Source organism: Neorhizobium sp. USDA 3394 (genome assembly GCF_056280385.1).
This window is the reverse complement of sequence record NZ_JBWCDU010000001.1, coordinates 269,056-291,905: the sequence shown is the minus strand read 5'-3', so window position 1 is coordinate 291,905 and position 22,850 is coordinate 269,056. Positions and strand designations below refer to the sequence as shown.

Annotated in this window: 23 protein-coding genes; 13 read left to right on the top strand and 10 right to left on the bottom strand. The window is 63.4% G+C overall.

Annotation, left to right across the window (positions count from 1 at the left end; genetic code table 11):
- Positions 1-4 precede the first annotated feature (4 nt).
- On the bottom strand, positions 5-517 hold the full coding sequence (locus tag ACZ9EJ_RS01150) for a ferritin-like domain-containing protein (RefSeq protein WP_046639423.1): 513 nt from the start codon (positions 515-517) through the stop codon (positions 5-7).
- A gap of 428 nt (positions 518-945) precedes the next feature.
- Here ACZ9EJ_RS01150 and ACZ9EJ_RS01145 point away from each other — a divergent pair, with 428 nt between their 5' ends.
- The 3 genes from ACZ9EJ_RS01145 to ACZ9EJ_RS01135 all read left to right on the top strand — a co-directional run bounded on the left by ACZ9EJ_RS01145 (position 946) and on the right by ACZ9EJ_RS01135 (position 2,976).
- Positions 946-1,128 (top strand): hypothetical protein, encoded by a 183-nt coding sequence (locus ACZ9EJ_RS01145; RefSeq protein ID WP_046604364.1) that lies wholly within the window; start codon positions 946-948, stop codon positions 1,126-1,128.
- Positions 1,129-1,163: 35 nt separating this feature from the next.
- Positions 1,164-1,367, top strand: a complete 204-nt coding sequence (locus ACZ9EJ_RS01140; protein ID WP_046639422.1) for a hypothetical protein — start codon at positions 1,164-1,166, stop codon at positions 1,365-1,367.
- A gap of 103 nt (positions 1,368-1,470) precedes the next feature.
- Positions 1,471-2,976, top strand: coding sequence for a phospholipase D-like domain-containing protein (locus ACZ9EJ_RS01135; protein ID WP_046639577.1), 1,506 nt, complete (start codon positions 1,471-1,473; stop codon positions 2,974-2,976).
- Here ACZ9EJ_RS01135 and ACZ9EJ_RS01130 read toward each other — a convergent pair.
- On the bottom strand, positions 2,956-3,897 hold the full coding sequence (locus ACZ9EJ_RS01130) for a putative bifunctional lysylphosphatidylglycerol flippase/synthetase (RefSeq protein WP_046639421.1): 942 nt from the start codon (positions 3,895-3,897) through the stop codon (positions 2,956-2,958). The two genes, ACZ9EJ_RS01135 and ACZ9EJ_RS01130, sit on opposite strands and share 21 nt — an antisense overlap.
- 65 nt (positions 3,898-3,962) lie before the next feature.
- Between ACZ9EJ_RS01130 and ACZ9EJ_RS01125 the strand changes: the two genes are divergently transcribed.
- A complete protein-coding gene (locus tag ACZ9EJ_RS01125; RefSeq protein ID WP_046639420.1) occupies positions 3,963-4,742 on the top strand; it encodes an endonuclease/exonuclease/phosphatase family protein in 780 nt (259 codons plus the stop codon).
- A gap of 3 nt (positions 4,743-4,745) precedes the next feature.
- Here ACZ9EJ_RS01125 and ACZ9EJ_RS01120 read toward each other — a convergent pair whose 3' ends face one another.
- Positions 4,746-5,429, bottom strand: coding sequence for a phosphoribosyltransferase (locus ACZ9EJ_RS01120; RefSeq protein WP_046628803.1), 684 nt, complete (start codon positions 5,427-5,429; stop codon positions 4,746-4,748).
- Positions 5,430-5,859: 430 nt separating this feature from the next.
- On the opposite strand from ACZ9EJ_RS01120, the gene ACZ9EJ_RS01115 reads away from it, so the two are divergent.
- Positions 5,860-7,278 (top strand): cytochrome ubiquinol oxidase subunit I, encoded by a 1,419-nt coding sequence (locus ACZ9EJ_RS01115; protein WP_046639419.1) that lies wholly within the window; start codon positions 5,860-5,862, stop codon positions 7,276-7,278.
- Positions 7,268-8,272, top strand: a complete 1,005-nt coding sequence (gene cydB, locus ACZ9EJ_RS01110; protein WP_046639418.1) for a cytochrome d ubiquinol oxidase subunit II — start codon at positions 7,268-7,270, stop codon at positions 8,270-8,272. Before ACZ9EJ_RS01115 ends, cydB begins: the two co-directional genes overlap by 11 nt.
- 109 nt (positions 8,273-8,381) lie before the next feature.
- Here cydB and ACZ9EJ_RS01105 read toward each other — a convergent pair whose 3' ends face one another.
- The gene (locus ACZ9EJ_RS01105) at positions 8,382-8,945 is read right to left on the bottom strand and encodes a helix-turn-helix domain-containing protein (protein WP_370649701.1); all 564 of its coding nucleotides are present in this window, start codon (positions 8,943-8,945) and stop codon (positions 8,382-8,384) included.
- Between the two features lie 94 nt (positions 8,946-9,039).
- Between ACZ9EJ_RS01105 and ACZ9EJ_RS01100 the strand changes: the two genes are divergently transcribed.
- From ACZ9EJ_RS01100 to ACZ9EJ_RS01080, 5 genes are all read left to right on the top strand, one after another.
- Positions 9,040-10,401 carry an LLM class flavin-dependent oxidoreductase gene (locus ACZ9EJ_RS01100; protein WP_046639415.1) on the top strand — a complete coding sequence of 454 codons (1,362 nt, stop codon included), beginning with the start codon at positions 9,040-9,042 and terminating at the stop codon, positions 10,399-10,401.
- Between the two features lie 76 nt (positions 10,402-10,477).
- On the top strand, positions 10,478-11,695 hold the full coding sequence (locus ACZ9EJ_RS01095) for an MFS transporter (protein WP_046639414.1): 1,218 nt from the start codon (positions 10,478-10,480) through the stop codon (positions 11,693-11,695).
- Between the two features lie 110 nt (positions 11,696-11,805).
- A complete protein-coding gene (locus tag ACZ9EJ_RS01090) occupies positions 11,806-12,447 on the top strand; it encodes a TetR family transcriptional regulator C-terminal domain-containing protein (RefSeq protein WP_046639413.1) in 642 nt (213 codons plus the stop codon).
- 15 nt (positions 12,448-12,462) lie between these two features.
- Entirely contained in the window at positions 12,463-13,671 is a 1,209-nt protein-coding gene (locus tag ACZ9EJ_RS01085; protein WP_046639412.1) for a pyridoxal phosphate-dependent aminotransferase, read from the top strand.
- A gap of 86 nt (positions 13,672-13,757) precedes the next feature.
- Positions 13,758-13,991, top strand: coding sequence for a tautomerase family protein (locus ACZ9EJ_RS01080; protein WP_038590168.1), 234 nt, complete (start codon positions 13,758-13,760; stop codon positions 13,989-13,991).
- Here the strand turns inward: ACZ9EJ_RS01080 and ACZ9EJ_RS01075 are convergent.
- Positions 13,973-15,253, bottom strand: a complete 1,281-nt coding sequence (locus ACZ9EJ_RS01075) for a DUF763 domain-containing protein (RefSeq protein ID WP_046639411.1) — start codon at positions 15,251-15,253, stop codon at positions 13,973-13,975. The two genes, ACZ9EJ_RS01080 and ACZ9EJ_RS01075, sit on opposite strands and share 19 nt — an antisense overlap.
- Positions 15,254-15,280: 27 nt before the next feature.
- Entirely contained in the window at positions 15,281-16,453 is a 1,173-nt protein-coding gene (locus ACZ9EJ_RS01070; RefSeq protein WP_046639410.1) for an aminotransferase, read from the bottom strand.
- An 87-nt stretch (positions 16,454-16,540) separates the two neighbouring features.
- Here ACZ9EJ_RS01070 and ACZ9EJ_RS01065 point away from each other — a divergent pair, with 87 nt between their 5' ends.
- Positions 16,541-17,203: a sulfite oxidase-like oxidoreductase gene (locus ACZ9EJ_RS01065; protein ID WP_046639409.1), complete on the top strand. Its 663-nt coding sequence runs from the start codon at positions 16,541-16,543 to the stop codon at positions 17,201-17,203.
- Positions 17,204-17,206: 3 nt separating this feature from the next.
- Here ACZ9EJ_RS01065 and ACZ9EJ_RS01060 read toward each other — a convergent pair whose 3' ends face one another.
- Complete coding sequence (locus ACZ9EJ_RS01060; RefSeq protein ID WP_255737125.1) at positions 17,207-17,920, bottom strand: NADPH-dependent F420 reductase; 714 nt, start codon at positions 17,918-17,920, stop codon at positions 17,207-17,209.
- Between ACZ9EJ_RS01060 and ACZ9EJ_RS01055 the strand changes: the two genes are divergently transcribed.
- Positions 17,919-18,872: a LysR family transcriptional regulator gene (locus ACZ9EJ_RS01055; RefSeq protein WP_046639407.1), complete on the top strand. Its 954-nt coding sequence runs from the start codon at positions 17,919-17,921 to the stop codon at positions 18,870-18,872. The genes ACZ9EJ_RS01060 and ACZ9EJ_RS01055 overlap by 2 nt on opposite strands.
- 33 nt (positions 18,873-18,905) lie before the next feature.
- Here ACZ9EJ_RS01055 and ACZ9EJ_RS01050 read toward each other — a convergent pair whose 3' ends face one another.
- The 3 genes from ACZ9EJ_RS01050 to ACZ9EJ_RS01040 are packed head-to-tail and all read right to left on the bottom strand — an operon-like array spanning position 18,906 to position 22,647.
- Entirely contained in the window at positions 18,906-21,194 is a 2,289-nt protein-coding gene (locus tag ACZ9EJ_RS01050) for a xanthine dehydrogenase family protein molybdopterin-binding subunit (protein WP_046639406.1), read from the bottom strand.
- A complete protein-coding gene (locus ACZ9EJ_RS01045; RefSeq protein WP_046639405.1) occupies positions 21,191-22,174 on the bottom strand; it encodes an FAD binding domain-containing protein in 984 nt (327 codons plus the stop codon). Before ACZ9EJ_RS01045 ends, ACZ9EJ_RS01050 begins: the two co-directional genes overlap by 4 nt.
- Positions 22,174-22,647 carry a (2Fe-2S)-binding protein gene (locus ACZ9EJ_RS01040; RefSeq protein ID WP_046639404.1) on the bottom strand — a complete coding sequence of 158 codons (474 nt, stop codon included), beginning with the start codon at positions 22,645-22,647 and terminating at the stop codon, positions 22,174-22,176. The genes ACZ9EJ_RS01045 and ACZ9EJ_RS01040 overlap by 1 nt, the downstream gene beginning before the upstream one ends.
- Positions 22,648-22,850 lie beyond the last annotated feature (203 nt).

Here is a 22,850-nt window from a genome sequence, read left to right as displayed (position 1 = left end):
CCACTTATCTCTTGGCCATCAGGTCACGTTCGTCGCGCATCAGGAATACGCGGGTGATGGCGTCGAGATTTGCTTCCAGCCAGTTGGCCATAGCGATCTCCTCGCCAAGAATGCGTTCGAAAACCGTCTTCGCCTCCATTTCATCCAGTTCGTCGGCCGCTGCAATCAGGACGCGGTAGCTGGCGATTTCCATGTGCTCGAAGGCATAGCTTGCTATCGCTCCCTTGACGACCTCGTCACTGGTCAACATGCCTCCGACGCCCTGGGCCTTGGCCGTCAGTTTGGCTGCCATGTCCTTGATCGCCGACACGCCGCCGGTTGCCGAAAAATGATCAAGGAGCGTCTCCAGCGCCCGGGCCTGTTCCTCCGTCTCGTCCAGGTGCTGCATGATGCGGGTCTTGAGGTCGGGATAACTCTCGATCCGCCGGGATTGGGCGGAAAGCGTGGTGATCGCCTGTTCCTCCATGGCATGGGCAGCACGCAACCACGCGAGGAAATTGTCTCGGGCATGGGTCATTCGTTTCTCCTCGCAACCTGGTTCCCCAGATCGATTGCTTTGGGAACGCAAGATAACCGGATTCAACCCCTGAAAGCCTGCGAAGTTCCTCTTCGCCTCGATGCCTGGAACATTGCCGCCATTTGCGAATTGTCCAGTAGGAAATTCACAAGCCACAGAGGCTAAGATCATGTCACGCGAGATGAGGGCAAATTCCATCGTTGGAGGGATTACCATAGTGCTCCTCCTGATGGCCGTGGGTTATTATTTCACCGGCAGGTCGGACGATACCGCACAGGCTCCGGCACCTGCTGCCACAACGGACAGGGCGCAGACGCCGGCTTCGGGAACAGACCCCACCAGCACCGGCGCCACGAACCCTTAGGGCCGATTTGCGAGGAACAATCGCCATGCCGGGCGGTTGTGAGACGAGTAACAGGGAGTTTTCCATGATACCCGATCCTCGCGAACCCAGTGAACGCCCGCCCATGCCGGCGCCCATCTGGAAGCCGGACCCACCGATCAACGAACCGGAACCCGATCGGTTGCCGGATGAGACGCCGTTGCCCAATCCCGACGAGAATCCCAATCCGCCGGTCTATATGCCGCCCGGCAATCTGGCATCCAGTTGAAGAGGTGCCGACGCGAAAGCGCCGGTAGATCGATCATGAACATCCATGGCCATACACGTGCGGAGCACAGGCAAGCGCAGGACGAGAGCCCGCAGAAACCCGTGACCGGTGAGCTTTGGAAGCTGCTGGGTGCCGCGGCTCTGATCCTTTTCGGGCTCATCGTCGCGATGGAAGCCTTTAGAGACGGCAACAACAATTTCATTGCGCCCACCCCGCCCCGGCAAACGGTTATCGAATAACCCCGTCACCTTCCGCTCCAATGGGCTACGTTCGGGAATACCGCCTTGGAACAAAGGGCAAAACCCGCGCGTTCATCCGCCATTCCATGACGAGGTGGCGCAGGTGGACGTAAGAACGCAATCGATCCCGACCGGGGAAACAGCATTTCCATTCGAACCGATCATCCGGCCCGGCCGCAATGCCTGGCGCAGCGCGAAGGCGGAAAAGCTTGCGTTCCTGATCGACGGCGAGGACTATTATTCCCGGCTCGATCAGGTCCTGAGGCAAGCGGAACGTTCGGTCTTCATCATCGGCTGGGACTTCAACCCCGAGATCCTGCTCCGCCCCCGCGATCCCGATGGCGAGACACTCGGCGCCCTGCTGCGCCGGATGGTGGAGGAAAAACCTTCGCTGGAAGTCCGCATCCTGGTCTGGGGCATGGGGCCGGTTTATTCCGGCAAGAGCTTCAAGATGTTCGGCAAGATGGACTGGAACGACCATCCGCGCATCTTCCTGCATTTCGATTTCGATCATCCGCTGCGCGCTAGCCATCACCAGAAGATCGTTGCGATCGACGACAAGACGGCCTTCCTCGGCGGCATCGACCTGACCGCCCGCCGCTGGGACGACCGCAGCCACTCGATCGTCAATCCGCTGCGCCGGTCTCCGGACGGAACCGCCTACGGCCCGGTCCACGACATGCAGACAATCGTGACCGGCGATACCGCAAAGCTGATCGGCGATGTCGCCCGCCGCCGCTGGAAAAAGGCGACACGCGAGGCTCTTGCGCCGCTTGAAACACCCGGCGAAAACCCCTGGCCCGGCGACTTGGAACCGGCGTTGACCGATTGCAACACCGGCCTGGCGCTGACCGAGGCGTGGAAATGGAAGGGCCATCGCGGCCATCGCGAGGCGATCCGGTTGACCCACGACGCGCTGAAGGCCGCCAAGCGTCATCTTTATATCGAAACGCAGTATCTCGCCTCCTTCGGCGTGGCGCGCACGCTCGCCAAGCGCCTCAGAAAGGCCGACGGACCGGAGATCGTCGTGATCGTCACCCGCGAGTCCCACGGTTTCCTGGAAAAGCTGATGATGGGCAACAACCGCAACCGGCTGATCCGTCGCCTGAAGCGTGCCGATCGTTATGGCCGGCTGCGGGTTTTCTACGCCACGGCTTCGGACGGCAATGGTGGGGAGCAGGAGATCATCGTTCATTCCAAGCTGATCATCGTCGACGACCGGTTCGTAAGGGTCGGCTCTTCCAATCTCAACAACCGCTCCGAGGGGCTGGACACGGAGGCGGACCTTGCGATCGAGACTTCGGATCCGGCTGGCAGGCAGGCGATCGCCGCGCTCCGCAACGAGCTGATCGCCGAACATCTCGACGCCCAACCGGCGGAAGTTGCGCGGATCATCGCGGAAACCGGCTCAATGCTCGCGGCCATCGATCGGTTGAACGTCAAGCCGCGCGGCCTGCGGAGCTACGACGTCGATACGGACAAAGGCGAAACGGAATCTCTGGTCGGCACGGGGATCATCGATCCGAAACAGCCCTTCTGGCCGATTCCGGAAATCAAGGCGGGTATCAGGCGGCTTTTCGCCCGCCTGTCACATCACCGTCTGCTCTAGGAACTTTCCGCCCCGATGACGATAATAAGCCTCTGTGACGAGAAAGGTCGGCACACCGATCGTGAGCGGCACGAAAAAATAAAGCACGCGAAAGGCGATCAGCGCGCCGATCGACGCGGATGTCGGCAGGATCCCGAGCATGGTCGCCTCCAGCACCCCAAGCCCGCCCGGCACATGGCTGATCAGCGCGGCTATGTTGGCGGTGACGTAGGCGCTGGCCACCGTCAGGTAGCCGGCATCGGTAAAGCTCGCCAGCAGCTGCTGGATGGAAGCCGTGACGCAGGCGAAGTTCAGCGTCCCGACGACGATCTGGCCGAGCGCGAGCTGTACCGCCGGCGGTTCGAAACGCCAGTTGCGCACGACAAGCGGACGGCGCACGAAGGCGCAGATCAGCAGATAGGCGGCAGGGCCGGCCAGGCAGAGAAGACCGGCTGCCAGCCGTGCCCTTCGGTCGAGGCCGAGCAGATCCGCCGCGTCACCGGTCTGGAGCAGCAGCGCCAGCCCGGCCAGCGTTCCGAGACCGAGGCCTACAGTCACTCCGCAGAAGATGATGACCTTGGCGACGTCCTCGCCGGTCAGACCCCAGCGCGTGTAGAACCGGTAGCGCACGGCACCGCTGCTGAGCGCGGAAAGCCCGACATTGTGACCGATCGACAGAGCCGTGAAGGACGCGAGCGAGGTCTGGCGCAAGGGAAGCGGCTTGCCGGCATAGCGCACGGCAAGCGCGTCGAAGCCGCCCAGGCAGAGATAGGAAAGGATGACGAAGAAAAATGCGGTCGCGAGCCGGAAGGCGGCGATCGACCGGACCGATTCCTCGATCTCGTCGATCGTGTAGCGGCCGAGACTGCGATAGACGAGGAAGGCCGCCAGGCAGATCGCAACGCCGATCAGGAGTTTGAACAAATGGCGTCTGGCAGTCATGGTCCCTCTCGCAAACGGCTGTATAAGAATGGGAACGAAACCGGGACCAAGGTGTTCCCAGCTCCATGACTGATCAAACATCGCCAGCCGAGGCCGGCCCCTCTCCGGCCCAGTCTCTGAAGACAAGGCATCGCCTGAAAATCCTCAGCTACAATGTGCATAGCTGCATCGGTACCGACCGCCGGCTCGACCCAGCCCGGGTAGCCGAGGTCATCGCGGCCCTGGAACCGGATATCATCGGCTTGCAGGAATTGGATGTCGGCCGCAGCCGCACCGGCGGCATCGACCAGGCCCATACGATCGCCTCGCTGCTTCAGATGGAATTCCACTTCCACGCGGCGCTCAACGTCGCCGAAGAGCGCTACGGCGATGCGATCCTGACGGCCCTGCCGGCACGGATGATCAAGGGCGCGGGCCTGCCCTCGCATGGCGAGCAGCGCGGCGCGGTCTGGGTGGAGATCGACGTCGGCGAGCACAAGTTGCAGGTCTTCAACACCCATCTCGGCCTGCTGGGCGGCGACCGGATGCGCCAGATCGGCGAGATTCTCGGGACCTCCTGGATGGGGAGCCCGGAATGCCAGGGCAAGCCGAAGATCCTGATCGGCGATTTCAACGCCATTCCCATCACCAAAACCTACAAGACCGTCGCCGGTCAGATGGCCGACGCGCCGCTCCTGAGCGGGACGAAGCCCAGGGCGACCTTCCCTTCACGGTTTCCGCTTCTGAGGATCGACCACGTCTTCGTCTCCAGCGAAGTCACGCCGATCGCCTCGCAGGTCGTATCGACGCCGCTTTCCCGGCGGGCCTCCGATCATCTGCCGCTTTTGGTCACTGTCGAGCTCTGATCATCAATGGCTGAGGGTGCGGCTGAGCCGGTGAGCCTCCTTCAGAAGGCGCACCACGTCCTGGTCGGTCGTCTCCCTGAAGTCGCCGTAGTGCAGGCTGACCGCCTCCAGGCGGTCCGGAGCCGACAGGCAGACGATATCGTCCACCTCTTCCTTCAGGGATTCCAGCAATTGCCGCGGCGCGACCGGCACCGCGATCCGGATCGACGCGACGCCCATGTCTTTCAGCGCATGGATACCGGCGCGGATCGAGACGCCGTTGGCGATGCCGTCGTCGACGAGAATGACGTCGCGGCCCGTATGGTCGTGTTCGCTCGGCTCGTCCTCGCCGAAATACATTCGGTGGCGCCGTTCGATTTCGGCGAGCTGATGTTCGCGCTCAGCCGCAAGATAGCCGGGCGGTACATGGAAATGGCGCGCAGCCTCCTCGTTGACGACGATGTGCGGTTCCCGGCCATCGACGACAGCGCCGATCCCATATTCCGGATGACCGGGCGCGCCGATCTTGCGGACGATGAGAAGATCGAGCGGCAGCCCCAGACGTTGCGCCACCTCGAAGGCGACGGGAACGCCGCCACGCGGCAAGGCCAGAATCACGGCATCAGGAAGCGGCGCCGCCCGCATGGCTTCCGCCAATTGCCTTCCGGCATCTTCGCGATCGATAAAGGTTGGGCTTAGACCGGACATATCATCCTCCCGAGACGGTGCTACGGCATCTGCCGTTGCCCTTGGTTCGTTATGCCAGCCCGAAGCGGATCATATCACCGCCGGGCCACCGGACAACCTTGGGGCATGGTTTAGGTTCCATTCCCCCGCCCGGCTGTCTCGTTTCGAAGAACGAGAATGAAAACGAGAGGGGGAACAAAACTCATGATCATGGGTTCACCGCGGGTCGGACGCATGACCTCCACGCGGCCGACATTGTCACAAGTACCCTCCCCAACTAGGCGCTTCCCTCGCGGGAAGCGCCTTTTTACCATCTGCGGCGGTTCAACGCAGGGCTGCGGCATTCGGGCACGCGGCGTTCGTGCATATTGATCTCTTGACGACCTCCACCGATTGTCATCCCATCAGCAACGGACGGACTTTTGGCCGCCGCCGGAAAAGGGATAACGCCATGTTCGAGGCCTTCGACGCGACGCTGCTGGCGCGCATCCAGTTCGCCTTCACGGTTTCGTTCCACATCATTTTCCCCGCCTTTTCGATCGGGCTGGCGAGTTATCTCGCCGTGCTGGAAGGTCTTTGGCTGTGGACGAAAAAACCCGTCTACCTGGAACTGTTCGACTTCTGGAAGACGATTTTTGCGCTAGCCTTCGGCATGGGCGTCGTCTCCGGCATCGTCATGTCCTACCAGTTCGGCACCAACTGGAGTGTGTTCTCCGACAAGGTCGGCCCGATCATCGGCCCGCTGATGGGTTACGAAGTGCTGTCTGCATTCTTCCTGGAGGCGGGCTTCCTCGGCATCATGCTGTTCGGCCGCAACCGTGTCGGTCCCGGTCTGCATTTCTTTGCGACCCTGATGGTCGCGGTCGGCACCCTGATCTCGGCCACCTGGATCCTCTCCGCAAACTCCTGGATGCAGACGCCGCAGGGTTTTGCGATGAACGACAAGGGCCAGTTCATCCCTGCCGACTGGTGGGCTGTCATCTTCAACCCCTCCTTCCCCTATCGCCTCGTCCACATGGTGCTCGCCGCCTATCTGACGACCGCGCTGGTGGTCGGCGCCGTCGGCGGGCTGCATCTTCTGCGCCGCACCGCACCGCTGCGGGCCGGCACGATGTTCTCGATGGCGATGTGGATGCTGACACTGGTCGCGCCGATCCAGATCTTCGCCGGCGACCTGCACGGTCTCAACACGCTGGAGCACCAGCCGGTCAAGGTCATGGCGATGGAAGGTCACTACCAGAGCCATCCGGACGGCGCGCCGCTGATCCTCTTCGGGCTGCCGAACGAGGCGGAGCAACGGATCGACTACCCGATCGAGATCCCCAAGCTTTCGAGCCTCATCCTCAAGCACAGCCTCGATGCGCCGCTCAACGGTCTCGATACCGTGCCGCGCGAATTGCAGCCGCCGGTCCCGATCGTGTTCTGGTCCTTCCGCATCATGGTCGGCCTCGGCTTTGCCATGCTCGGCCTCGGCCTCTGGAGCCTGTACTGTCGATGGAAGGGCAGCCTCTACACGACCGAGTGGCTCCACCGCGCGGCCATGGTCATGGGACCTGCCGGTTTCGTCGCCGTGCTCGCCGGCTGGGTGACCACCGAGGTCGGCCGCCAGCCCTACACGGTCTACGGCCACCTGCTGACCGCCGATTCCGTGTCGCCGATCGCGGCGGCAGCCGTGGGCTCCTCGCTGATCGCCTTCATCATCGTCTATTTCCTCGTCTTCGGCGCCGGCACCTTCTACATCCTGCGGCTGATGTCCCGCTTGCCGCGCGACCCGAGCGACGATCTCCACGGCGGCCCGATCCGCACCGCCGGCATCACACCCGGCCCGCAAACCCCGGCACTTCAGGCAGGAGCCCGTCATGGTCATTGACCTTCCCTTCATCTGGGCGGCCATCATCGCCTTTGCGGTGCTTGCCTATGTCATCCTCGACGGCTTCGACCTCGGCGTCGGCATTCTCTTTCCGCTGTTTCCGGAAAAGCGCCATCGCGACGTGATGATGAACAGCGTCGCACCGGTCTGGGACGGCAACGAGACCTGGCTGGTGCTCGGCGGCGGCGGGTTGATGGCGGTCTTTCCGCTTGCCTACGCGACGATCCTGCCGGCACTCTACGCACCTATCATCGCCATGCTGATCGGGCTGATCTTTCGGGGCGTCGCCTTCGAATACCGCTGGCGCACAGGCCGGGCGCAATATCTCTGGAACTGGGCCTTTTGCGGCGGTTCCGTCGTGGCGGCGCTGGCGCAGGGAATCGCGCTCGGCGCGCTGGTGCAGGGCATTCCGGTCGAAAACCGCGCCTATGCCGGCGGCTGGTGGGACTGGCTGACGCCCTTTTCGATCGCCACCGGCATCGCCGTGGTGATCGGCTATGCGCTGCTCGGCTCGACCTGGCTGGTGATGAAGACGACGGGCGACCTCCGCGACAAGGCCCGCAGCCTCTCCTATATCGCCGCCCTCGCGACGCTCGCCGCGATGGGCGTCTTCAGCCTCTGGACGCCGTTCCTCGAACCGCTCTATCTGCAGCGCTGGTTCTCCTGGCCGACCGCGATCTTCAGCGTCATCGTGCCCCTGCTGGTCCTCGGCTGCTTCTGGCTTCTGCTCACGGGCCTCAAGAACAACCGCGACAGCCGGCCGTTCCTCGCAGCCCTCGGGCTTTTCGTGCTCGGTTACGCCGGCATCGGCATCAGCTTCTATCCCTATATCGTGCCCACATCCGTAACGATCTGGGACGCCGGAGCACCCGACGAGAGCCTGAGCTTTTTGCTGGTCGGCGCGCTGATCCTGGTGCCGCTGATCCTTGCGTATACGAGCTATGCTTACTGGGTGTTCCGCGGCAAGGTCGATCCGGAAGAAGGTTATCACTGATGGCCAGTGGCGAAACCTTCAGGCGTCTCGCCTGGTTCGTGGGTCTCTGGGTGGCCGGCGTCGCCACTGTCGGCACAGTTGGCATGATCATCAAATTCTGGCTCGGCGCCTAGCGCCGGGTCAGTGCCACCACATAACGCGTCGGTTCCTTGCCAGGGTTGAAGAAGACGCAATCGGCTGGCGGGCCAAGCAGAAGGCAATCGCCTTCGGTAAGATGGTGCATCACCGTCCCCTCCTGGAAATCGAGCCGGCCGGACAGGACCCAGATCTGCTGATGCTGGAAGGCAAAGGCCGAAGCCGGATAGGGCACGCGAACGCCTGACGGCAGCGACACGTCCAGAAGCTCCAATGGGGAATTCGCCGGAGAGACGGCGCGGCGGGTATAACCCGTCTCCGGATCGGTCCAGACCGGCTGTTCCCCCTGTATTGCCACACGCTCCTGCGCCCGCTCGGCAAGCGCCAGCAGAACGGAAAGCGGCAGGCCGAAGGCGCCCGAGAGACGGCCGAGCACTGTTGCCGTCGGGCTCGCCTCGCTGCGCTCGATCTTGCTGATCATCGCCTTGGAGACGCCCGAGCGCTCGGCAAGCTCGGCAAGCGACCAGCCGCGCGCTTCCCGCTCGATCTTCAGCCGCATGGCGATCGCCTGGACCGGGTCATTCTCCATCTGCTGCAAGCGGCTTGCCTTTCACCGATCGTCTTCTATAGTGGACAAACTCATCCTATAAGAGACAACCCTTGTCGGCAACAAGGAATTCGAGGGGAAGATCGTGACGCGCGAAATCCGTTTCAACGCCTTTGATATGAACTGCGTCGGCCACATCCAGCAGGGGCTCTGGGCGCATCCGCGCGACCAGTCGCACCGCTATGCGCAGCTCCGTTACTGGACGGACTATGCGAAGAGGCTGGAGGCCGGCCTGTTCGACGGCATATTCCTCGCCGACGTACTCGGCGTCAACGACGTCTTCGGCGGCAGCAACGCGGCTGCGCTGCGAGGTGCCGTTCAGGTGCCGGTGAACGACCCCATGCTGCTGGTGCCGGCCATGGCCGCCGTCACCGAACACCTGTCTTTCGGCATCACCGCTAACCTCACCTACGAACCACCTTTCGTCTTCGCCCGCCGCATGTCCACCCTCGATCACCTGACGGGCGGCCGGATCGGCTGGAACATCGTCACCGGTTACCTCGACAGCGCGGCCAAGGCGATCGGACTGGAAGGTGTCGCCGCCCATGACGACCGCTACGACCTCGCCGACGAATACATGGAGATCATGTACCGGCTTTGGGAAGGAAGCTGGGAGGACGACGCGGTGGTCTTCGACCGGGCGAACCACGTCTATGCCGACCCGGCCAAGGTCCACAAGGTCCACCACCGCGGCAAGCAATATGGCATCGAGGCGATCCATCTCTGCGAACCCTCGCCGCAGCGCACCCCGGTTCTCTACCAGGCCGGCTCCTCGACCCGCGGCCGACAGTTCGCCGCCACCCATGCCGAATGCGTCTTCGTCAACGGCCAGAAGATCGAAGGCGTCAAGGGCATCGTCGACGACATCAGAGCCCGTGCCGTCGAATACGGCCGCAACGCCGAAGACGTCAAAGTTTTCGTCGGCGCCACGATCGTCACCGGCCGCAACGAAAAGGAAGCGCGCGAAAAGTTCGAGGATTATCGCGCCTATACGAGCTCCGAGGGTGCGCTCGTGCATGCCGCCGGTTCGCTCGGCATTGACTTCGCAAAATACGATCTCGACGAGCCGATCGAGACCGGCAAGAGCTCGGCGATCGTCTCCAATGTCGAGGCGATGACCCGCACCGCCGGGCCGCAATGGACCAAGCGCAAGCTGCTCGAACAGATGGTGCTCGGCAGCCGCCAGGCGCCGATGGTCGGTTCCGCCGAACAGATCGCCGACAATCTCGTCGCCTGGATGGATCAGGCAGGCGTCGACGGCTTCAACCTGTCACGCACCGTCGTGCCGGAATGTTTTGACGATATCATCGATCTGGTGATCCCGATCCTGCAGGAACGTGGGCTGTACAAGACCGGGTATAGTCAGGGTCCCTACCGTGAAAAGCTGTTCGGGACGCCGCGCCTGCCGGAACGGCATATCGGCGCGAGGTATCGGATCGTAAGATGATTATTATAGACGCCGCAACGAGGAATACCCCCTCTGCCCGGCAGGGCAGAGGGGGTGCACCGGGGTGACGACGACAATGGATACTCCCACCGAAGGCCGCTGGCCGATGCTCGGCATCCTCTGCCTCGCCGTCGTGCTCTCCTTCTCCTGCTGGTTTTCGGCAAACGCCATCGCGCCGGAGCTGAAACGCGCCTGGTCGCTGTCCGAAAGTGCGGCCGCCTGGCTCACCAACGGCGTGCAGATCGGCTTCGTGATCGGCGCGCTGGCAGCAAGCCTGTTCAACCTGCCGGACCTCATCCGCATGAACCGGCTGATGGCGGCCTCCGCCCTGCTTGCTGCGCTCTCCAATGCCGCTTTGGCTCTGGAACCCGGCCCGGCCGGCGCCATCCTCTGCCGCATGGTCACGGGCTTCGCGCTCGCCGGCGTCTATCCGCCAGCGCTGAAACTCGTCTCCACTTGGTTCATTTCCGGTCGCGGCCTGGCACTTGCCGGCGTCATCGGCGCGATTACCGCCGGCTCGTCGCTGCCCCACCTCTTCCGCGGCATGTCGTCGGCGGTCGACTGGCGCAGTGTCGTGCTGTTTTCGAGCGGTGCCACGCTGGTCGGCGCCGTCGTTCTCCTCCTTTTCACCCGCGAAGGCCCCTACCCGTTCGGTAAGGCGCTGTTCGATCCGCGCCAGATCGGCAGGGTGCTGAAGGACCGCAACCTGCTGCTCGTCAATGGCGGTTATCTCGGCCATATGTGGGAACTCTACGCCATGTGGGCCTGGCTGCTGGCCTACCTGACCGCCGCACTCGACAAGGGCGGCACCGGCATCAGCAGCGAGGCCTCGCTGCTTACCTTCATCGCGGTTGCCTCGGGCGTGTTCGGCTGCTTCGCCGGCGGCGTGCTCTCGGACCGTTTCGGCCGCACCGCCACGACCGCGGGCCTGATGATCGTCTCCGGAACTTGCGCGCTGACCATCGGCTTCGTCTTCGACGGCCCCTTCTGGCTGCTGGCGCTGGTGGTGATCGTCTGGGGGATTTCGATCATTGGGGATTCTGCGCAATTCTCCGCCGCGGTGACCGAACTTGCCGACCGCAATTACATCGGCACGGCCCTGTCGCTGCAGATGGGCATGGGTTTCGCGCTGACCATTGTCATGATCTGGCTGATGCCGCATCTGGCCGCATTGCTCGGCGGATGGCGCTGGACGTTCTCGGTTCTGGCGGTGGGACCGATTTTCGGTGCCGCCTCGATGCTGATCCTGCGCCGCAGGCCGGAAGCCGTCCGGCTGGCCGGCGGAAGGCGCTGATCGGGCGACGACACCCGGTCGAAGGAATTTACTTGCGCGAATTATTCGAGCGTATAATAAGCCTTGACGCCGTGAGAAGAACGGCCTGCCCGTTCCTCAGGAGATGACCCGTGAACCGCCGCACCTACTACAGGGCAAGCGAGGCCGAGCGGCGCGAGGACCTGATTGCCGCGACGCTCGATTGCATTGCCGAATTCGGCATCCAGGGCGCGACGGTCCGCCAGATCGCCATGCGCGCCGGCGTCACCGGCGGGCTGATCCGGCATTATTTCAGCAGCAAGGACCAGATGCTGCAGGCAGCCTATCGCAAGGTGATGGCCGGCATGACCGAGGCGGCGGTTGCTGCCGCGATCGAGGGCGAGACGGCCCGCTCGCGCCTGCGCCGCTTCATCGTCGCCAATGTGACGCCTCCTGTGACCGACCCGCGCATGCTGTCGCTCTGGGCCGCATTCATCAGCCATATCCAGATCGACCAGAGCTTCGCAGCCATTCACCGCGAAAACTATCTGTCCTTCCTGGAGGCGTTGGAAACGCTGCTGTCCGCCTTCTTCGTCGAGGAGAAGCGAGCCCTGAGCCCGGCCCAATGCCGCACCTATGCGATCGGGGTCAACGCGCTCGTCGACGGCCTCTGGCTGGAGGGTACGCTTGCGGCCGATACGTTTGCGGAACACGAACTTGCAGAAAATGCCCTGATCTCCGTGGAAGCACTGCTGCGCCTGCAGCCCGGCGAGCTTTCGGCCGAACAACGATAAGAAAAGGAACCACCGATGCGTTATGCCTCGATCACCGACCGTCTCGCCCATCTCGGCTCCGGCCGCTGGGCACTCCATCTGACAGCCCGCCGCATGCAGGCATCGGGCGAGGACGTCATCGAACTCACCATCGGCGAGCCGGACGTCAAGCCGGACAAGGCTCTGCTCGACGAGGCGGCGCGCGCCATGTATGCCGGCCGCACCCGTTACTCCAACGGCCGCGGCGAGCCGCCGGTGCTGAAGGCGCTGGTGGAAAAGTACTCAAAACGCCGGCCTGGCGTCACGGAACGCAATTTCCTCTGCTTCCCCGGCACCCAGACCGCTCTCTACGGCGTCATGACCGGTCTCGTCGAAGCCGGCGACGGCGTGCTCGTCGGCGATCCCCTCTATGCCACCTATGAAGGCGTCATCGCCTCCACCGGCGCGCATATGATCCCCGTGCCGCTGCGTCCGGAAAAGAAATTCCACCTGCAGGCCGAGGATCTCGAACGGGCGATCACACCGGAAGCCCGCGTCCTCCTTCTCAACACGCCGCACAACCCGACCGGCGCGGTGCTGACCGCCGCCGAGATCGCCGCGATCGGTGAGATCTGCCGCAAGCATGACCTCTGGATCGTTTCGGACGAGGTCTATGAGCAGTTGATCTTCGAAGGCACGCCCTTCGCCTCCCCCTTCGATATTCCGGCGCTGGCCGAACGTACCATCGCGGTCTCGTCGATCTCGAAATCTCACGCTGCCCCAGGCTTCCGCAGTGGCTGGGCCGCCGGGCCGGAAGAATTCTGCGAACGACTGCTGCCGGTATCCGAGACCATGCTGTTCGGCGTCCAGCCCTTCATCTCCGACATGACCGCCATGGCGCTGTCGCAGCATTTCGACACGGCCGATGTGATGCGGGAAAACTATCGCCGCCGCGCCACGATCGTCGAAAAGGCCTTTGCCGGCAGCAATCTCGTCAAGCCGATGCCGCCGGAAGGGGGCATGTTTGTCCTGCTCGACGTAACCGCCACCGGCCTCAACGGCGAGGAATTCGCCTGGGAACTGCTGCGCGAGGAAAAGGTGGCCGTGATGCCCGGCACCTCCTTCGGCGACCAGGCCGCGGGCTTCCTGCGCATCTCGCTGACAGTCCCGGACGATGTGGTTGCAACCGCCATGGACCGTATCGCCGACCTCGCCGGCCGCATCGCATCCACGGTCCGTGACCGCGCGACGACCCCGATGGCGTGAGCGGAGTTCACGATTGAAATCCACGAACGAGACAGGCTATGCTCGCTTCCAGCGAATTTCAAAACTGCCCATCGGAGGAGCGCAACGTGCCCCATGTTATCGTCAAAATGATCGAGGGCCGCTCCGAAGAGCAGAAGCAGGCGTTGACGGCTGAGGTGACCAAGGCGGTCATGACCGCCCTCGGCTCTGCCGAAAGTTCCGTGTCGGTCGCAATCCAGGACTTTCCCAGGGACGCCTGGACCGACAAGGTCTACGTGCCGGATATCCAGGGGCAGCCGGAACTCGTCTACAAAAAGCCCGGTTACGATCCCTTCAAGTAATCGGCTGATCCCGGAAAATTGGCGGTCGCCTCCGCCGGCGGCTCCCAACCGAAGACGCTGCGGCCGCCCCATTCGTGCGACTGGCGGAATTCGCCGGCGACGATTTCCTTCAAGTCCGGGCCTGTCACGTACCGTTCCATCTGACGGGCCTGGTCGTCGAGCCGCTTGAGCGCCTGCATCTCCTCCTCGCGGCCGAGCCGGGCCTTGCCGACGGCGGACTTCATCACCTTGATCGTCTCGTCATAGACTTTCAGCGGCACCGGAAACGGATGCCGGTCCTTGCCGCCATGGGCGAGCGAGAACCGCGCCGGATCGGAGAACCGGCAGGGCGCGCCATGCACCACCTCGGCGACCATGGCGAGCGCCTTGACCGTCCGCGCGCCGACGCCCGGCATCAGCAGCAGGTTCTCGAAATCCTCCGGGCCGCGATCGGCAGCAGCAGCGAGCGTCCCGTGCAGCCGCCTCATGTTGACGTCTTCCTCGCGGACATCGTGATGCCCCGGCATGATCAGATGCGGCAGCATCGGCTGCGCCAGTTCCTTCACCTTACGCGCAGGCTCGATGGCGATCACCTCGCGGACGATCCGGTCCGGCCCGAGTGTCGCGAGCAGATCGAGCTGGCCTTTGCGCGAGGCCTCCGCGCGGTGGTCGGCGAGGTTGACGATCTCGCCCTGCCCGCGGCCTTCGATCGCCGCATGCGGGGAATCGACGAAGCTTTTCAGGCCCTCGGAAATCCAGTGGTATCGCCGCGCCTGGCGCTTGTCGCCGTTCATGCCCTGCTGCACCACGACCCATTTGCCGTCATCGGTGACGATGAAACCGTGCAGGTAGAGATCGAAACCGTCCTGCACCGCCGCACTATCCACCTTGGCGACCAGCCGGCTGGTCGTCGCGAGACCGCTGCCGTCGATGCCGACGCGGTTGCCGACGGCGATCAATTCGTCCGGGGTCTTGCGGGAGCTCTGACCGCGCCCACCGCAGACATGGATGCCGAGTTCGCCGGCCATCGGCGTCAGCCCGCGTTTCAGCGCGCCGAGAACGCTGGTGGTGATGCCGGAAGAATGCCAGTCCATGCCCATGACGCAGCCGAAGGACTGGAACCAGAAGGGATGCGCCAGCCGCCGCAGCAGCTCATCGCGGCCGTATTCGATGACGATCGCCTCGGTAATCACAGCGCCTAGCCTGGTCATGCGCTCGCCGAGCCACCGGGGAACCCGGCCGCCGTGAAGCGGGAGATCGGCGCTGCCTGCTCTTTGAACCATGCTCCGCTTATATACGGACGCTCAGGCTCACGATAGGGTAAAGTTCTGCAAACGTTCCCGCAACAGGCCGATCGTCGGTACGTCGGCATTGGCAAAGGCGAAGCGCAGATAATCCTGCTGGCTCTCGCCGAAATAGGCGCCTGGAATGCAGATGATGCCGGCCTGCCTGGCAAGCTTTTCCGCCACTTCCGCCGAACTCTTGCCTGGAAAAGGATGCCGCACGAAGGCGAAATAGGCGCCGATCGCATCGAGCTTCCAGTCGTTGACGGAGCGCATCACCGCCTTCAGGGCATCGGCACGACGGCCGATCTCCTGGCGGTTCTCCTCGCGCCAGTCGGCAAGCAGCGGCAGCGCCTTGGCGACGGCGGCCTGGGCCGCGCGGGGCGCGCAGATCTGCAGATTGTCCATGATCTTGGCGATCTGCTCGACCGCGACCGGCCCGGCGGTGATCGCCCCGAGCCGGTGGCCGGGGATGCAGAAGGATTTTGAAAAACTGTAGAGGCTGATCAGCGTGTCCTCCCAGCCGTCGAGGCTGAAAAGCGCATGCGGCGCCTGGTCCGCGGTCGGCAGAAAGTCGCGATAGGTCTCGTCGAGGATCAGCCAGATGCTCTTGGTCCGGCAAAGCTTGAAGATCGCTTCGAGCAGCGACGGCGGATAGATCGCTCCCGTCGGATTGTTCGGCGAGACCAGCGCCAGCGCCCGCACCTCGCCGGTGATCGCGGCTTCGAGCCCTAAGAGATCCGGCAGGAAACCGTTGGCGGCTTCGCAAGCCACGAAAGCGGTCTTGACGCCCATCATCGCCAGCGTCGTTTCGTGGTTGAAATAGAAGGGCTCGGTCATCAGCACCGTGTTGCCCGGACCAGCAACCGTCATCGCCGCGCAGACGAAAGCCTGGTTGCAGCCGGACGTGATGTGGATGTTCTTCAGCCCAATGTTTGCGCCATAAACCTCGGAGACATGCGCCGCATAGGCGGTCCGAAGCTCCGCCTCGCCCTCGATCGGGCCGTAGCCGGTAAAGGCCTTGGAGGAGCCGGCCTCGCCGAGCAGCTTCAGCATGTCCGGATGGGCCGGATAACCGGGCACCGCCTGAGAGAGGTCGATCAGCGGACCTTTGGACCCGTCATAGGCACGCCCCCAGGCGGCGACGGAGGGAACGGGCGGAGGGCTGAGCTTTTCGATAAGGGGATTGAAGGCAGGCATGATCTTCCGAGAACAGGATTTTCCGAACAGGCGATTGATTGCCTTTCTTGTTTATCAGATTATCCGGCGACGCAAGGAGAACCGGATATGGCCGACGAGATTGAGCCCGAGGATTCGAAGCTCACCATCACCAAGCGGAAATGGGCGGAACAAGGCAAGTTCCTGACCGGCCGTATCACCAGGCCGGAAACCGACCGCCTGCCGCCCGGCCAGCACCTGGTCAAGAACTGGCCGGTGCTCGATCTAGGCCAGCAGCCACAGGTCTCGACCGAGCGCTGGAAACTCGACGTGCGCGGCCTGGTCAACAACCGGAAAACCTTGGACTGGGCGGCTTTCCAGGCTTTGCCGCAGACGGAGATGCGCTCCGACATCCATTGCGTGACCACCTGGTCTCGCTACGACAACAACTGGAAGGGTGTCTCGACGCACGACTTCCTCGATCTCGTCGACCCGCAGGAGGAGGCGGTCGCCGTCATGCTGACCAGCTATGACGGCTATACCACCAACCTGCTTCTCTCGGATTTCGCCTCGCCGGACGCCATCATCGTCACGGAGTGGGAAGGCAAGCCGCTGAGCGAGGAACACGGCGGGCCGGTGCGGCTGGTGGTGCCGCACCTCTATTTCTGGAAGAGCGCCAAATGGCTCAACCGGATCGAATTCCTCGGCAAGGACCAGGCCGGCTTCTGGGAGAAGAACGGCTACCATATGCGCGGTGACCCGTGGGCCGAGGAGCGGTATTCGGACGACTGAGCGTCAGCCGAAATTGACGAGGTTCAATCCCGGCAGCGGGCCGCCCGGGAATTGCGCCAGTTTGGCCCCGACCGATAGCGGGCCGAGATCGATACCGAAGAAGCCGAGCTTGTCGATCAGGGCTGCGACCTCCGTCTTTGCCGCCGCGTCGTTACCCGAATAGAACAGCACGCGCTTGCCGCCTTCGGATGCGGGATCTGCGTCGACCAGCTTCGCGAACAGATGATTGAACGCCTTCACCACCCGGGCGCCCGGCACAAGGTCGGCGACGATCTCGCTGGAAAGGCGGCCGTTGAGTTCAGCCGGTTTGTAGAGCGGCGACTCGATCGGATTGTTCGCATCGATGACGATCCGGCCGTTCCAGGCCGGCAGGCCGGCAAGGGCAGCCGGCAATTTCGACCATGGAACCGCGATCAGCACCATGTCTGCGCTTGCTGCCTCCTCGATCGTGCCGGCGGAAATCCAGGGCGACAGTTCAGCGCTCAGTGTTTCGAGCGAGGCCGGGCCGCGGCTGTTGGCGATGGTGGCACGCACGCCGTTTCTTGCAAGAGTGCGGGCGAAGGCTGCGCCGATATTGCCGGCGCCGATGATACCGATGGTCATGTGCGATACTCCTGTGGTTTCAATGACAGGAATATCGCCTCTGGATTGGCGCTTGATTAGCCTGTAATAATGCCAATCATCTTCAAGCAATCGTTGAGAATATATCCATCGCATGGAAAGTCTCGCCAATCTCGAATCCTTCATGCGCAGCGCGGAACTCGGCAGTTTCTCGGCTGCGGCCAGGCGGCTGGCGCTGACACCCGCGGCCGTCAGCCGCAATGTCGCGATGCTCGAGAGGAACCTCGGCACCCGCCTCTTCCAGCGCAGCACGCGAAGGCTGACGTTGACGGAAGCGGGCGAGCGCTTTCTGTCGGAGATCCGGGACCACGTCGAGGCGCTGCAGGCGGCAATAGAAGGGGTTTCATCGGAAGCCGCGGAGCCGGCCGGCGTGCTGAAGGTCAGCATGAGCCCGCATTTCGGAACAGACTATATCCTGCCCCTACTGCCGGAATTCACCACTCGTTATCCGCTCATCCGACCGGAATGGACGTTCGAGAACCGCCAGGTGGACTTGATCGCGGAAGGTTATGACGCGGCGATCGGCGGTGGCTTCGAACTGGCGCCCGGCACGGTCGCCCGGGTGCTCGCGCCGGCACATATCGTTTCGGTCGCATCACCCGGTTACATGAAGGACAGACCCATCCCCGCCAATCCGGCGGATCTTGCAAACCTGGACGGCATCCAGATGCGCTCTTCCAATACCGGCCGTATCCGCCAATGGGTGATGCGCAATGCCGCCGTCGACGAGATGCCTGCGGCGCTGACGGAAAAGATCGTGCTCAACGACCCGGCGGCGATCGCCCGCGCCGCAAGCCTCGGCCTCGGCGTCGCGATGATCGCCATGCCCGATAGCCTGTCCTTTTTCGAGCGCGGCGAACTCGTCCGGTTGCTACCCGACTGGTACGCCGATATCGGGCCGATCTCGATCTATTACGCCAGCAAGACGCTGCTGCCGGCAAAGACCCGCGTCTTCGTCGACTTCGTTGTCGAGCATTTTCGCCGGGAGCGCCTGGCCGAACGTTTTGCCGGCAGCCTCGGCGCATCGAACCTGCCGAAGCGGAAATAGGCGCACACGGCCGAAACCGGGTGCGCCTAATCGTCAGATCAGTTTTTCGAGTGTGATCGGCAAATCACGCACCCGTTTGCCGGTCGCGTGGAAGACCGCGTTGGCGATTGCCGGCGCGACGCCGACGATGCCGACTTCGCCAACGCCTTTGCCGCCCAGCGCCGAGGCGCCGTAGTCGGGAATACCGACGGAGATCACCTCGATATGCGGCACGTCGGCATTGGTCGGCACGAGATAGTCGCCCATGTTGTTGTTGACCGTCCGGCCGTTGCGCTGGTCGACGAGACCTTCCTCAAGCAGCGCCTGGCCGATGCCCATGATGATGCCGCCCCGCCACTGGCTTTCGACCAGCCGCGGATTGTAGAGCCGGCCGCAATCGAAGGCCGAGACGATCCGGGACACCCGCACCGTTCCAAAATCCTCGTCCACCCGCACTTCGGCGAAATGAGCGCACCAGCTATGCATGGAATATTCGCCCATGGTCGGCCCCTGGACCTTTGCCATGCTCGTCCAGGCCTGATGTCGCTCCTGGGCGGTCGCACCATCCGGCAGCGTATTCCTGAGAATCTCGATCTCGTCGCGGCCGAGCGCCGCCATCAGCTCCGAAAGCGTGAGCGACGGCCCCTGGTCGCGAGGAACGGCAATGCGGCCGCCGCTGAAGGTCAGCGTATTGGCCCCGGTATCGCGCAGCGGCGACTTCTCGTCGTTGAGCGCCAGTCCGATCAGTTCGTCGCGGGCCGCCGTCGCCGCCTTGTGTACGGCACCGAGGATCGAGCCCGCCAGCATCGAGCCGCCGGCAATCGCCGAACCCGGCAACCGGGAATCGCCGAGATGAACCTCGACCTGGTCGACGGGAATGCCAAACACTTCGGCAGCCGTCTGGGCAAGGATCGTGTAGGTCCCCTGCCCCATGTCGATCGCACCGCTGACGACCTCGACACGGCCATTGCCGAGGATGCGGATCATCGCCTCGCTCGGCGCCTGGATGACCGGGAACGTGCCGCAGCCAATGCCCCAGCCGATAAGGGTTTTGCCATCGCGCATCGAACGTGGTTCATGGCTGCGCTTCGACCAGCCGAAGGCTTCGGCACCTTCGGTCAGCGCTTCGCGCAGCCGGCGCGTCGACCAGGGTTTTCCCGACTGGTAGTCGTGGTCGGCATAGTTTTTCAGCCGCAGTTCGAGCGGGTCCATGCCGAGCTTGTAGGCCAGTTCCTCCATCGCACTTTCGATGCCGAAGGCGCTTGGGTTCTTGCCCGGGCCGCGCAACGCACCCGGTGTGACCGTGTTGACCGGCACGACCCGATGCTGCGACGAGAAATTCTCTATCCTGTAGAGGATCGGCGTCGCGGAGCCCGTCTGCTCCGGCCAGTCCGCATAGACGGAGGTCTCGCTGGCGCCGCGGTGGACGATGGCCTGCAGGATGCCGTCTTTTGTCGCGCCGATCCTGATCCTCTGGCGCGTCGCGGCGCGACCCCCATAGTTGGTGAAATTCTGCGGTCGCGTGAGCGCAAGCTTTACCGGCCGGCCGAGTTTCCTTGCCGCGAAAGCCGCCACCGCGCCATGGGCGAGCGCCGCCCCCTTCGAACCGAACCCGCCGCCGATGAACGGTGAGACCAGGCGGACGTTTTCGTAAGGGATGCCGAACCATTCGGAATAGCTCCGCGCCATGCCATGCGACCACTGGCTCGGTTCCCAGACCGTGATCTGGTCGCCATCCCACTTCACGGTCAGCCCATGCGGTTCCATGGCGACGTGATATTCGCGCGGCGTCGAATATTCACCTTCGATCTGAACCGGTGCGGCCGCTAGTGCGGCCTCGGCATCTCCCCATCCGGAAGTGAGATTGTCCATCACCTTGCCTTCGCCGGCCGCCGCGTCATTGAAGGTCGCGACATGCGGCGCCTTCTCATAGGTGATGCAGATCAGCTTTGCCGCCTCGACCGCCTGTTCGCGGCTTTCCGCAACGACGGCGGCGATCGACTGGCCATTGTACTGAACCTGCCGCGGCAGCGGATAATAAGGCTGGTTATCCGGGCGATTGCCACCCCAGTCGGAGGCAACCAGGAGACCCATGTCGTCATCCGGCGTCAGCACCATCAGCACGCCCGGGGCAGCAAGCGCCTTTTCCGTATCGACCTTGACGACACGCCCCGATGCAACGGTGCTCTGCACGAGGATGGCATATGCAAGGCCTTCGACCGGATATTCCAGTGCATAGGTCGCGCCGCCGGTGACCTTCAGATTGCCTTCGAAACGCGTCTGGCGGCCGCCGACTGTCCCGTCGGAAGCATCGCCGTGTTTGCGGGGTTCCATGATGGTCATGCGAGACCTCCAACTTTCAGGATGGCGCGGGCGACGACGCCCGGCGCAAGTTCGATCTTGTAGCGGTTGGCGCCATGCGAAACGGCGCCCTCCATGGCAAGCCGGCTGGCCGCCTCGACGGTTTCGAGGCTGAGAACCTTGCCGACCAGCGCCTGTTCGACGTTGCGAGCCCGCCACGGCTTGGTGGCGACGCCGCCGAGAGCGACGCGGATATCGCGCACCGTCCTGCCGTCCGTTTCGAATTCCAGGCCGACGGCGGCACTCGCCGCCGCGAATTCATAGGACTGGCGGTCGCGGACTTTGAGATAGGTCGAGTTCTTCGCCGCCGCCGAAGCCGGCACGGTGATCGCGGTGATCATCTCGCCGCGCTGCAACGAGGTTTCCCGCTCCGGCGTATTGCCGGGCAGAAGGAAGAAGTCCTCGACCGATACTGTCCGCCCGCCGAGTTCGACCACCGCGTCGAAGGCAACGAGCGCGATGGCGAGGTCACCGGGATAGCTGGCGATGCAGGTGTCGCTGGTACCGAGCACGGCATGGTTACGGGTAACGCCGCCGATCGCCGAACAACCGGCGCCGGGATTGCGCTTGTGGCATGCCGGAAACACGTCCGGCGCCCGAAAATACGAACAGCGCGTCCGCTGCAGGAGGTTGCCGCCGATCGTCGCCATGTTGCGGATCTGGGCGGACGCCGCCAGCGACAGCGATTCCGAAACCGCCGGGAAAGCAGAGCGGATGCCTGCGTGATCGGCAACCTCCCCCATCTTGGCAAGCGTGCCGATCCGGGCGCCGCCGGCATCGACGGTGATTTCGCCGAGGCCTGAGAGGTGGGTGATGTCGATAACCGTTTCCGGCTCCATCACGCCGCATTTTGCGAGATCCAGCAGCGTCGTGCCGCCGGCAAGCAGCACCGAACCAGCTTGGAGCGACGCCTGGCGGGCTTCATCGGAAGACGAGGCCCGGATATAGGAAAAGTCTCTCATCACGCCATCTCCGCCGCTTCGCGCACCGCCGCGACGATGCTGTTATAGGCTCCGCACCGACAGAGATTGCCGGACATGTATTCGCGGATTTCCTCGTCGGATCCCGCATGGCCCTCGCGGATGCAGGCGACCGCCGACATGATCTGGCCGGGCGTGCAATAGCCGCACTGGAAGGCGTCATGCTCGACGAAGGCTGCCTGGACCGGGTGCAACTCGCCGTTTTCGGCGGCGATCCCCTCGATCGTGGTGATCTGCCGGCCTTCGACCTGGGCTGCGAGCGTCAGACAGGAGAGCACGCGGTTGCCGTCGACATGACAGGTGCAGGCGCCGCAATGGCCCTGGTCGCAACCCTTCTTGGTGCCGGTCAGAGCCAGATGTTCGCGCAGGGCGTCGAGCAGGGTGACGCGCGGTTCGACATCGAGGTCGTACCGCTTCCCGTTGATATCGAGCGAAAGATGGATGGTTCGTGTCATGGATCAAGCTCCTGCCATTGTCACGAGAATGAGAACTTTAAAGCCGGAGACGGGCTGGCCGACTGGCTGCGATGCCCTAGATGATGCCAGACCGAGAGAAGCACCCGCACATTTCGGCATGACATCCGTCCCCCTCTGGAATAAGAAGTGGAAGGCACTCCATATAAACGGAGGCGCCTCCGTTTAAACTAGTGGCTTACGGA